The organism is Treponema berlinense (assembly GCF_052273165.1).
In the GTDB taxonomy this organism is placed as follows: domain Bacteria; phylum Spirochaetota; class Spirochaetia; order Treponematales; family Treponemataceae; genus Treponema_D; species Treponema_D berlinense_A.
Window position 1 is genome coordinate 72,879 of record NZ_DAVZIU010000008.1, and the last position, 11,362, is coordinate 84,240.

General features: G+C 37.1%; 10 protein-coding genes and 1 pseudogene. 6 read left to right on the forward strand and 5 right to left on the reverse strand.

The features are described from left to right. The first annotated feature begins 2 nt into the window (after positions 1–2). Genes rsmA through ACT6XC_RS04495 form a run of 5 tightly spaced genes read left to right on the forward strand, consistent with a single transcriptional unit; the run spans position 3 to position 3,793 of the window. Positions 3–878, forward strand: coding sequence for a 16S rRNA (adenine(1518)-N(6)/adenine(1519)-N(6))-dimethyltransferase RsmA (rsmA, locus tag ACT6XC_RS04475; protein ID WP_443740936.1), 876 nt, complete (start codon positions 3–5; stop codon positions 876–878). 9 nt (positions 879–887) lie between these two features. Next, complete coding sequence (locus tag ACT6XC_RS04480) at positions 888–1,568, forward strand: YggS family pyridoxal phosphate-dependent enzyme (RefSeq protein WP_443740938.1); 681 nt, start codon at positions 888–890, stop codon at positions 1,566–1,568. After that, entirely contained in the window at positions 1,565–2,071 is a 507-nt protein-coding gene (locus ACT6XC_RS04485) for a hypothetical protein (RefSeq protein ID WP_443740939.1), read from the forward strand. The genes ACT6XC_RS04480 and ACT6XC_RS04485 overlap by 4 nt, the downstream gene beginning before the upstream one ends. Further along, positions 2,058–3,125 (forward strand): RluA family pseudouridine synthase, encoded by a 1,068-nt coding sequence (locus tag ACT6XC_RS04490; protein ID WP_443740940.1) that lies wholly within the window; start codon positions 2,058–2,060, stop codon positions 3,123–3,125. The genes ACT6XC_RS04485 and ACT6XC_RS04490 overlap by 14 nt, the downstream gene beginning before the upstream one ends. Further along, positions 3,113–3,793: a pseudouridine synthase family protein gene (locus ACT6XC_RS04495; protein ID WP_443740941.1), complete on the forward strand. Its 681-nt coding sequence runs from the start codon at positions 3,113–3,115 to the stop codon at positions 3,791–3,793. The genes ACT6XC_RS04490 and ACT6XC_RS04495 overlap by 13 nt, the downstream gene beginning before the upstream one ends. 30 nt (positions 3,794–3,823) lie before the next feature. Here the strand turns inward: ACT6XC_RS04495 and ACT6XC_RS04500 are convergent, their stop codons facing one another. Genes ACT6XC_RS04500 through ACT6XC_RS04515 form a run of 4 tightly spaced genes read right to left on the reverse strand, consistent with a single transcriptional unit; the run spans position 3,824 to position 7,304 of the window. After that, positions 3,824–4,936 (reverse strand): 4-hydroxybutyrate dehydrogenase, encoded by a 1,113-nt coding sequence (locus ACT6XC_RS04500; RefSeq protein ID WP_443737304.1) that lies wholly within the window; start codon positions 4,934–4,936, stop codon positions 3,824–3,826. A gap of 24 nt (positions 4,937–4,960) precedes the next feature. Beyond that, on the reverse strand, positions 4,961–5,359 hold the full coding sequence (locus tag ACT6XC_RS04505; RefSeq protein WP_443740942.1) for a zinc ribbon domain-containing protein: 399 nt from the start codon (positions 5,357–5,359) through the stop codon (positions 4,961–4,963). Positions 5,360–5,364: 5 nt separating this feature from the next. Then, the gene (locus tag ACT6XC_RS04510; protein ID WP_443740943.1) at positions 5,365–6,279 is read right to left on the reverse strand and encodes a hypothetical protein; all 915 of its coding nucleotides are present in this window, start codon (positions 6,277–6,279) and stop codon (positions 5,365–5,367) included. Between the two features lie 32 nt (positions 6,280–6,311). Continuing rightward, on the reverse strand, positions 6,312–7,304 hold the full coding sequence (locus ACT6XC_RS04515) for a hypothetical protein (RefSeq protein ID WP_443740944.1): 993 nt from the start codon (positions 7,302–7,304) through the stop codon (positions 6,312–6,314). A gap of 53 nt (positions 7,305–7,357) precedes the next feature. Between ACT6XC_RS04515 and mfd the strand changes: the two genes are divergently transcribed. Next, the gene (mfd, locus tag ACT6XC_RS04520) at positions 7,358–10,987 is read left to right on the forward strand and encodes a transcription-repair coupling factor (protein WP_443740945.1); all 3,630 of its coding nucleotides are present in this window, start codon (positions 7,358–7,360) and stop codon (positions 10,985–10,987) included. A 166-nt stretch (positions 10,988–11,153) separates the two neighbouring features. On the opposite strand, the pseudogene ACT6XC_RS04525 reads toward mfd, so the two are convergent. Next, a pseudogene (locus ACT6XC_RS04525) lies at positions 11,154–11,362 on the reverse strand (2,3-bisphosphoglycerate-independent phosphoglycerate mutase); the annotation flags it as partial.

The following is an 11,362-nucleotide window of genomic DNA, read 5'->3' on the forward strand; positions in this document are numbered from 1 at the left end:
AAATGCAGCATCCTGATTATAATTCACCAATTGCCTTGAAAAATTTTATGGATGAAAACAATATGGCGATGCAGAAAAAATTCGGACAGAATTTTTTGGTAAACGCAGACGCCAGAAAAAAACTTATCGATGTTCTTGACGTAAAGCCTGGAATGAAAGTCTGGGAAGTAGGTCCTGGTCTTGGAAGCATGACAAGCGGACTTTTGGAACGTGGAGTTAATCTTACCGTTTTTGAAATTGATCACGGTTTTGCAAGGTTACTGGCACAGTTTTTTGAAGAATATGCAAATTCCGGCCATTTTTCTCTTGTGGAAGGCGATGTTTTAAAAACCTGGCCTAAATTTGCAAAAGAAAATGATATTCCAGAACGCTTTTTTGGAAACCTTCCTTATAATGTTGCCGCAACAATTATTGCCGACACAATAACCAAAGGCTTTAGGTTTGATAAGGCTGTCTTTACGATTCAAAAAGAAGTAGGTCAGAGAATGAATGCAAGGCCTGGAACGGAAGATTATTCTTCTTTTAGTGTTTTGTGCCAGTGGGCTTACGACGTAAAACCTGTTATGGATTTGGCTGGCGGAAATTTTTGGCCTGTGCCAAATGTCGCAAGCCGCGCTGTTTTGATGACAAAAAAAGGAGATTTTCCTAGGTGCGAAAATCCAGAGCTTTTTAGAAAAATGGTTCGCCAAATTTTTGCGCTCAGAAGAAAAACTTTGCGGAATAACCTTTCTAGGTTTGTAAAAGCAGAAATTTGCGACGAAGCATTAAAAATTGTAGGAATTGAGCCTTCAATTCGTGCAGAAAATTTAAGTGTAGAAGATTTGCTAAAACTGTCAGACGCGCTTAATTCCGTAATCGAAAAAACTAAAATGGAATAAAGTAAAAAAATGTCAAAAATTCAGGAAAACTTAAAAAAAATTTTAGAAACGATTCCAGAAAACGTAAAACTCGTAGCAGTAAGTAAATTTCATTCAGCTGAAGAAGTTATAGAAGCGATAAAGGCCGGTCAAAATCTTTTTGGAGAAAACAGGGTTCAAGAAGCCACTAAAAAATTCGATGAAATCAGAAGAGCAGGGTTTTCTCCTGAACTTCACATAATTGGCTCCTTGCAGCGCAACAAAGTAAAAGAAGCGGTAAGAATTTCTTCGATGATTGAATCTGTTGATCGGATTGAACTTTTAAACGAAATAGAAAAACAGTGTTCAAAAATCAATAAGAAAATTCAAATTTTATTTGAAATTCATACAGGTGAAGAATCAAAATCAGGTTTTACGGCAAAAAAAGACCTCGAAGAAGCTATTCAAAATTTCAGGGCAGGAATTTATCCTCATATCGAAATAAAGGGTTTTATGACGATGGCGCCTTTTTCGCAGGACATAGAACTAGTCAGAAAATCTTTTTCAACCTTAAAAAAAATACAGCAGGAATTTGCTGGAAAATTCAGTGAATTTGATTTTTCAGAACTTTCGATGGGAATGAGCGGAGATTATAAAATTGCAATTGAAGAGGGGGCTACAATGGTTCGCATTGGAACTGCAATTTTTGGCGAACGGAATTATTCAAAATGAAATCAAGGTTTTTATGTTTGCTTGCAATATTGATTTTTTCTTCAAATTTCGCTTTTGCCGAAAAAACTTCGGATCAGACTCTTCCGCAGTGGGCTAAAGATTTAAGACGCACGGAAATAATTACATTCGGTTCGCTTCCTTTTGTAACGCTTTGGACAACGGTTGGTTACGGTCTTGCAGTCCATGGAACTTTTCATAATCCGCTCAATAAATCGACAACAAGATACACTCAAACTGAACAAAAACAGATTTTTGCGATTTCGGCGGCAGCAAGCGTTGGCCTTGGACTTACGGATCTTGCAATAAATCTGATTATGAGGAACGTAAAAAAATCAAGGCAGAACAAAATTGAAAAAACAATCCGCGTAATTCCTTTTAGCGAGCAGATGTTGGGAGTACAAAATCCTGAACCTGAAAATTTTGAAGAAGACTTTAATCTTGAACGGGAAAGAGAGCCTAAAAAAGAATATTTAATCGGAGGACTTGAAAATGCCATTTTTTAACGAAACTGTTCCTGCTGAATTTACAGGAACAGAACGCCTTGATAAATTTCTTTCTTCTCTTCCAAATGCAATGAACCGCTCAAAACTAAAAAGTGGTATAATCGAGATTCTCGTAAATGAAAAAAAAGCAAAACTCAATTCAAAAATAAAAGCTGGAGATAAAATTTATTTTCAATGGGAAGACTCGATTCCTGACGACATAGAGCCTCAAAACATTCCTTTGGACATAATTTATGAAGATGAAAATGTGACTGTCGTAAATAAGGCTCAAGGAATTGTAACTCATCCTGCTGCTGGAAACTGGGACGGAACTCTTGTAAATGCGCTTTTGTATCATTGGGGACGGGAAGCGGTTTCTCAGCAGAAAAATCAAAATTCTGCAATATTTGAAGGGCGCAGACCAGGAATTGTGCATCGTCTCGATAAAGACACCTCTGGCATCATTATAACGGCAAAGAACCGCGATGCGGAAGAGTTTTTAGGAAATCAGTTTAAAAATCACAAATCACTTTCAAAAATCTATATATGTATATGTCAGGGGCATCCTCCGGTAAAAGAAGGACTTATAAGAACAAAGCTCACACGCGATCCTCACGACAGAAAACGTTTTAAGGCTTGTGATTTGGAAGGAAACGGAAAAATCGCAGTTACAAAATTCAAATGTATTGCCTGTTATGGTCCATATAGCCTTATGAAAGTGAAAATTTACACAGGAAGAACTCACCAGATTCGAGTTCATTTAAAATTTATAGGATGTCCGATTCTTGGAGATAGGATTTATTCTAAAACAAAAAGCACGGTTTTTGACAACGCAACTCTCATGCTACATGCTTACAAACTAAAAATTATGCTTCCTGGAAAAAATGAAAAATTTGTTTTTACGGCGAATGTTCCTGTAAGATTTAAAAAAGTCTTAAAAAAACTTCATGAGTCATTTAAAAAATCTATGCCGCCTGAAAAAATAAGCACAAAGATGAAAACTGAAACGACTATGCAAAAACAAAAGCTTTTGGTTTTTGAGGCAAAAAAAGGTTACGGACAATGGCAGAAATAAAGATAATTCAAGCCCCAGACATAAATCATCCTTTTGCAGTAATTTATAAACCGTCAGGACTTGCGAGTGCTCCTCTTTTTGAAGGAGATGAAAGCGCTCTTTCAAAAGCCATGGAATTTTTTCCAGAAATAAAACAGGTTGCCGGTAAAAAATCAATTGAATATGGTCTTTTGCACAGAATTGATACCGAAACTTCAGGTCTTCTTCTGATAGCTTCAACTCAGGAAAGTTATGATTTTTTGTGCAAAGAGCAAAAAAATGGCAGATTTATAAAATATTATCGTGCGCAGGTTGAATTGAATAAAAATGAAAGCCAATGTTGCAATTTTGAAAAGGAATTTACCGTAATATCGGCTTTTCGCCCGTTTGGTCCGAAAGGGCGGATGGTAAAACCTGTTTTTGAAAATTCTTCGGCTGCGGATAGAAAAAAGTGCGGAAATAAAATTTATTCAACGGATATAAAAATCAAAAAAAATATTGCTGTCTGTCGGATAGCGGAAGGTTATAGACATCAGGTTCGCGCTCATCTTGCATATTCTGGCTATCCTATTTGTGGGGATAAGCTTTACAATCCGAATGCAAAACCTGATGAAAAAATGCAGTTTGAAGCTTTCAGGTTTGAATTTACAGAGCCAAAAAGCTTAAAAAGTATTTTTTATGAACTGTAAAAACTTGAAAACTTCTTCTTGCAGTTTTGTTTATAATACACTTTCGTAAATCTCTTTTACCTGTTCGGCAGAGAACTGAATATAACCGTTTTGTGTTAGTCGGGTTTGGGATTCCACTGTATTTTTTGTAAAGATGTCTAGTTCGTTGTTTTTTACACCGTATTCTCTCATTTTTTTTAACGGAAGGACTTTATTTAAAAGTTTATCAAGTTCTTCATAAACTTCATTTTCGCTGCATTTTAGAATTTCTGACAGTTTTTTGTTCAGCGAAGAGATAAAGCCTTTTGAATTTTTTTTCTGGTAAGTTTTAAAAACTGCCATAAAAAGAACGTAATTAGCTTCTCCGTGAGGAACATGGTAAGTTGCTCCAAAAGAATAGCTCATTGCATGGACATATCCTGTTCCAGCGTTTCCAAATGCGATTCCTGCGTAATTTGAGCCTGTCAAAAAGTCTGAGAGTAGATTTTTATATTCATCTTGTCCTTTTTTTGCCATTTTTACGTAACCGCTCAAAATCAGATCGATTGCCATCAAACTGAATTTTCTTGAAAGAGAAGTTGATTTTGGTGAAAGATAGCTTTCCATTGCGTGAACAAGAGCGTCGATTGAACTTGTTGCAAAGAATTTATACGGAAGATCTGTTAAAAGTTCAGGAATCAAAACGGCATAGTCTGGATAGAGCTCGTCAACTGCAAGTCCGAATTTTGTATTTCTGACGGTAAGTTCAAGTATTGAAATATTTGTAACTTCGCTTCCTGTTCCACAAGTTGTCGGAACGATTACAAGTTCTTTTTCTCGGATAGCTGGAATTTTTTTGTCATAAAGATCGATAACTGGATGGAAAGTTTTTAATGACAGCAGTTTTGCTACATCAAGAATCGTTCCGCCACCAATTGCAATAACGCGTTTATAGTCAATATTTTTTATGTCTTCGTAAATTTTTTCAACCATGACATCAGTCGGTTCACCGCTGCCATAATCGCCTCTGTAAATAACATGTGCTTTTCCGAGTTTTCCTGCAAAGTATTTTTCCGAAGAGTTGCTCAAAAAAACAAGATCGTCGCTTCCGATTTTAAATTCATTGCAAAAATCACTTGAAGATTCGTACTCTACGATTTGAGGAACAATTTTAAAAGTTTTCATATCTGGCCTCCAAAAATGTAAAACTTAAAAGAATTTTAAGAAAAAATAAATTATCAGCAAGAATATAAAAAAAATAAAAATAAAAATCCAGACAGGAAGATTTTCGTCATTTTGAGGATTTTTTTCGCTTTTTGTCTGATTGGTGAACCGGTTTATCTGATTTTTTAGGGCTTTTCTTTTTGAAAAAGGCGCTTTTTTTTCTTTTTTTAGAAGGCGCTTTTCGTTTTTTTCTGAACTTTCAACGGTATATCCACAGGCTGGACAGCCTTTTGAAAATTCTTCGGGAGTTCCAGTTTTTCCGCATTGAGGGCAACGTACGCTTGAAAAAAATCTTCCGCAGTGCCGGCAAAACTTTGCGTTTCTTGAAACTTCGGCACCGCAGTTTTCACAAAAAAATTTTGCAGTTTTTGATTTTTGCGTCATCTTATTCAGCACAACTCCAGAATCATATTTTCTTCATTCTGCTTTACGATTGTATGAACATTTTTTGTGCTTTCTTTTGTTTTTAACGAACAGTTTTCAATTTCAATTCCGCTGTAAAGATTTTTTACAAAATCCGGAATGTCGGCATTGAATTCAAAGGTTTTTCCGTCAAAATTGCAGGCATAACCGGTTATAAGTTTCCCAGAGACTGGATTTTCAAACATAAAAGTGCAGGTTATGGATTTTATTTCTTCGCCAGATTTTACAATATCGGAAAAATCAGAAGGCTTGCTATTTTTTTCGTTTTCTGGCTGAGCAGTTTCTTTGCCAGAAGAGTTTTCATCTGGCTGAACATTTTCGGATTCTTGAGAATTCAATATTTCGGTAGCATTTTTTAAAAGCTCGTCAATTTCTGATTTTTCGCAGTTTTCTTCTTTGTTTTGAGTATTTTGAATTGAAGGTTCTGTTTCAGTTTTTTTATCGGCTTCGTTATTGTTGAGCAGGTTTCCAACTGTCGGAATTCCATCGTCAGAAAGAAGTTTTCCTGAATAAATGTCAGTTTCTTTTGTAAGAATCTTTCTAAATTCGTCCAGCCCTTTTACGTCAACTGATTCAAAAATTCCGCGGACATTTAAAACTTTTGCCTTTTGAGCTTCTTCATCTTCGAGGCCACCTTCTGAGTATAAAATTACCTGAGGCTTGTAAGATGTGCATACAGTCTGCGCGTATTGAGTTAGTGTCTTCCAGTGTCGCGGATAATCCTTTGTGCTTACAATAATCAAGTGAGGAGCAATTTCTTCAACGTTATCAAGTGCTTTTAAAAGCCATTTATAGATAATAACGTCGTATCCTGCTGTTTCGAGAACCTGAGAAATGTTGTCAATTACAATCTGATTGTCTGCTACCAAAAGTGCTTTCATTTTTTTACCTTTTATTTTTTTAATTTGTTTTTTTATTCTGTTCCGAGGTTTGTTACTGAATAGTCGTAAATCTGCCAGATTCCATCTCGCTGACGAACCTTGTAAATGTAACGTTTAACTTCATGAAAATTCGGATATTTGAACCATTCTTTTACTGTTACAGTTCCTTCGTTTTGACCGTAAGATGTGTTTTCGATTGAAAACTGTTCAGGAACTGCAACAATATCGCTGTCGATTCTGTTTTGCATAAGGTCGGCTTTGTAATTTTTTAACATGCGTTCCCTTTCGTCAGCAGAAGCGGCATTGTAACGGCGTCGTTGCTGTGAATTTCTCAGCATCATTTCCTGAATGTCCATATACAGAAAATACTGATTCCAAAGAGATTTCTGTCTTGCAACAATTGTCTGTTCTACAACTTTGTCTGGAGAAATGTTTTCTGGTTTTAGAAGAAGTCCATTTTCTTCAGAAACAGGAAGGAGCAAAGAGTTTGCCGCTGATGGTGAAGGGCGGATTTCAAGGCTGAGACGATTTGACACAAGTTCAATGTATTTTGATTTGTAAAGTTCTGGATAAAATTTCAATTCAAGATAATAAATCGAAGGCTCGTCAAACTTAATATAATCCTTTACGTTTTCGACAAAAGAATATGCTTCTCCTGGCTCAATTGAAAGTTCTCGGAAATATACAGTCTGGTTTACAGAACGTTTCATGATAAGATTTTCTGTTGCTGGCAAAAACTTGTTTTTTATTGTTCTTGCAACAAAATCAAGGCTAAAAGAGCGATCGTCTGCAAGTTTAAATCGCAGCGTCTGAGATCCTGTGTTTTCAATAGAAACAGTTACATAAACAGGATTATCCTGTGATGCAGAAGTGTAATAAACTGTTCTGTCGTAAAATTTAATTTTTACGCTCGCATCGGAAAAGTCTTTTTGTGCGTCATTTTTTTTATCCGAAAGACTGCTGCAAAACGCTGTCTGTGCAAATAAAGAAAAAAACGCTATAATTAAAAGTGGACTTCGTTTCAAAACCTATGTCTCCCTTAATTCAACATGTTATATCTTAATATCGGATACTTTTAATGAAATCATTATTATCAAATTCCGTTTTATCTATTTTAAATGGTTGGCAGGAATTCTCTTCCGCCGTAAAAAAAATTACTTCTCAAAACGACGGAACAGCTTTTCCAATCGAAATAAACGGTCTGCAGGGAGCGGCAATTCCTTTTTTTGCGGCATCTTGCCTTGATAGCGCGAAAAATGTGGCTTTTAGCAGAATGCAGTATGAGGCAACTGGACGATATTCAAATTCTGCTGTTAATCCAGCCCAAAAAAACATAGTCAAAACAAACGGTTCCACTTCGCTTGATGCGGTTTTTGTAGTTCCAAACGAAAAAGATGCAGTGGAACTTTCTTCGGATCTTGCGACTGCCTTTGAAGAAGATGTGGAAATTTTTACGCTTCCGTGGTGGGGAACTGTTCCGTATAGGGCGGCAAATGTCGGTTCTGCGGTTTTTGGAAAGCGTTCGGCTTTTTTATCAAAACTTGCATTTCAGGAAAGAAAGTTAAGTTCTTCTGTTAAGCCTAGAATTTTTCTTGTAACACAAAGAGCTCTTCAATCTCCTGTTCCTCCGCCAGAATATCTTCGTTCTCTTATTTTTAGCTTGCACAAAAATCAGCAGATTGATTCAACTCAAATTGCTGAAAAACTTGCTGGATTGGGCTATCTTCGGGTTCCAAAAGTCAGCGTGCCAGGCGAATTTACTCTTCGTGGCGAAGTTCTAGATGTTTTTACGCCAGGAATGGATGTTGCAAACCGAATTCTTTTTGACTTTGACCAGATTGAAAACATAAAAACTTTTAATCCAGAAAATCAGGCTACGATTGGAACTGTCGATTCCATTTTAGTTTTTCCGATGAAAGAAGTGATTTGGAATGACGAATTTATTTCTAAGCTTGAAAAAACACAAGAATTTTCAGAACATCTTGAACTTACTGATACGGCAAAAAAAGCAAAAGATAAGCTTATTGAAGAATTAAAAACTAAGGCTCAAAGCGAAGGCGAAGAACTTGTTTATCCTGTTTTGTGGGATGAAATTTATACGGTTTTAGACTACGTTGCAGAAAATACTCCAGTTTTTTATTTTGATTACGACCGTCAAGAAAACGCACAGGAAAGTTTTGTCAGGGAATATTCTGGAATGTTCAGAATTGCGCGTCAAAGTTTTCCAGTTCTCGAAGTAGAGCAGATGCTTTTGAATTTTGACGATGTTATAAATATTCACGAAAAGTCAATTTTGTTCCGCACTCTTACGACAGAATCTGAAGATATTGAAAAAAGTGCACAATCTAAAGACGAGAATCCAGAAATTCTTCAAAAATCGAAAAAATCACGTTCAAAACTAACCATTCGTTGCAATCCTGGCAGAAGTTTTTTTGGAAACATAAACTATTTGAAAGATGAACTTAATGCGGCGATTGTTTGTGGTTGGAACGTAGTTGTTTTTGCGGATAATCCGAATCAGTCGCTTCGCATAAAAGAAATTTTAAAAGACTTTGCGCTTACTGTCCTTCCGTTTCCTATTAGTAGCGGTTTTGGAATTGATGAAACAAAAACACTTGTTATTCAGGAAAATGAAATTTTTGGCAGAAGAAAGCATGTTCAAAAATCGCTCGGACATGTAAAAAGCCAGGTAATCGACACCTTTGTTGAGCTTAACGAAGGAGATTTTGTAGTTCACGTAAATTATGGAATTGGCCAGTTCAAAGGAATCCAGCGCGTAAAAGCTATGGGCAACGAACGCGATTACATAAAGCTTGAATACGCTGATGAGGAATTCGTTTTTGTTCCGATTGAACAGGTAAATCTTGTCCAAAGATACATTGGAAATGAGGGCGAAAAACCTCATCTCGATAAAATCGGTTCAAAATCGTGGGAAAACCGCAAAAACAAAGTTAAAAAGGCTGTTGAAGATTTGGCGGAAAAATTGATTGCGCTTTACAGTCGCCGTCAGGCTTCAAGAGGCTTTCCTTTTCCAAGAGACAATGAATGGCAGACAGCTTTTGAAGCGAGTTTTCCATACGAAGATACAGCGGATCAGTATTCGGTTACGCAGGAAATCAAAAAAGATATGGAAAGACCGGTTCCAATGGACAGGCTTGTCTGTGGCGATGTAGGTTTTGGAAAAACGGAAATTGCCATGAGGGCGGCATTCAAGGCTGTAATGGGCGGAAAACAGGTTGCATTTTTGTCTCCTACGACAATTCTTGCGGAACAGCATTACGAAACCTGTCTTGAACGGTTTAAAAATTTCCCGGTTACAATAAAACAAATGAGCCGCTTTGTTTCTCCCAAAGAACAGAAGAAAATTCTTGCGGAACTCGAAAGCGGAAAAGTGGATATTTTGGTTGGAACTCATAGAATAATTCAAAAAGACGTAAAATACAAAGATTTAGGTCTTATGATAATCGATGAGGAGCAGCGTTTTGGTGTAAAAGACAAGGAAAAATTAAAATCCTTAAAAGCAAACATCGACTGTCTTGCAATGTCTGCAACTCCGATTCCACGAACTCTTCACATGAGCCTTTTAAAAATTCGCGATATGTCGCTTTTGACAACGCCACCCCAAACACGAAAACCCGTTGAGACAATAGTCGCCGAATACACAGAAGAAAAAGTCGCGCAGGCAATTCGCCGGGAAACAGACCGTGGCGGACAAGTATTCTATCTTCACAACCGCGTAGAATCGCTCGAAGAAACAAGGCTAAAACTTCAGCGTATTGTTCCTGAAATGATGATAGAAACGGCTCACGGACAGATGAGTTCAGAAGAACTTGACGATATTTTCAGGCGTTTTAAACTTGGCGGTTTTCAAGTTCTTATCGCCACAACAATTATCGAAAATGGAATTGATATTCCTAACGTAAACACAATCATAATTGATCGCGCGGATATGTACGGTGTAAGCCAGCTTTATCAGTTGCGCGGACGGGTAGGTAGAAGCGACAGAAAAGCCTATGCGTATCTTCTTTATCCTGAGCACAAGGTTTTGTCAGAAGTTGCGATGAAAAGACTTCAGGTAATTTCTGACTTTACAGAACTTGGAGCTGGATTTAAAATAGCAATGAAAGATATGGAAATCCGAGGAGCCGGAAATCTTCTTGGAAGAGATCAGAGCGGCGATGTTTATTCTGTCGGTTTTGAGCTTTATGTCAAACTTTTAAGCGATGCAGTTGAACGGCTCACAGAACAGAAAGATTATCACCAGCAAAACGAAGTTCTCCTTGAGCTTGAATACACAGGCTTTATTCCAGACAATTACGTTCATTCAATCCAGACCAAAATGGAGATTTACAAAAAAGTTGCGGGAATTCAGACAAAACAGGAACTAGACCGCATGTACAACGAGCTTGAAGATCGTTTTGGACCAATTCCAGACGAAGTGTACAGTCTTTTGAGCCTTGCCGAAGTCAGAATTATTGCAAAAAAATTGAGCATAACAACACTGCGCGAACGAAAAGGCGAAATAACCGTAGAATTTGGCCGTGTAACAGATATTCCACTCGACAAACTGATGAAACTCATAAAGGAAAATTCTGGAAAAATTCGTCTCGACAGCACAAAACCGAACCAACTGATTCTTTCAACTGGCAAAATCGGTCTAAAAGAAAAAAGCGAATATATTCGGGAAAAACTGGAAACTTTAATTTAAGGGCAGGGCGTTCCGGCAACAAGTTGCCGTCCGGCTTTTCAGGGTTGTCATTGTTTTCTTTCAGAAAACAACGCCTCCGGCGCCCTTGCAATCCGTAACGCAAAAAAGCCCAATCGCAGATTTTATTTCCTGTAGATTGGGCAGTTTTTTTATTTTGATAAAAAACTTATTTTAAGTTAATTAAACTTTTGTCGTAATCTTTTGGTGGTAAATATCCCATAAGATTCATCAATGTTGCAGGCCAGCTGGAAATTCCAAGACCGTCGTTCAATTTTTCATTATCGTATTCACCCTTGTATTCAGGGTCGTAAATAATTCCTGGAACAGGATTCAAAGAATGGCTTGTCTTTGGCTTAGGCTCGCCGTTTTTGTCCA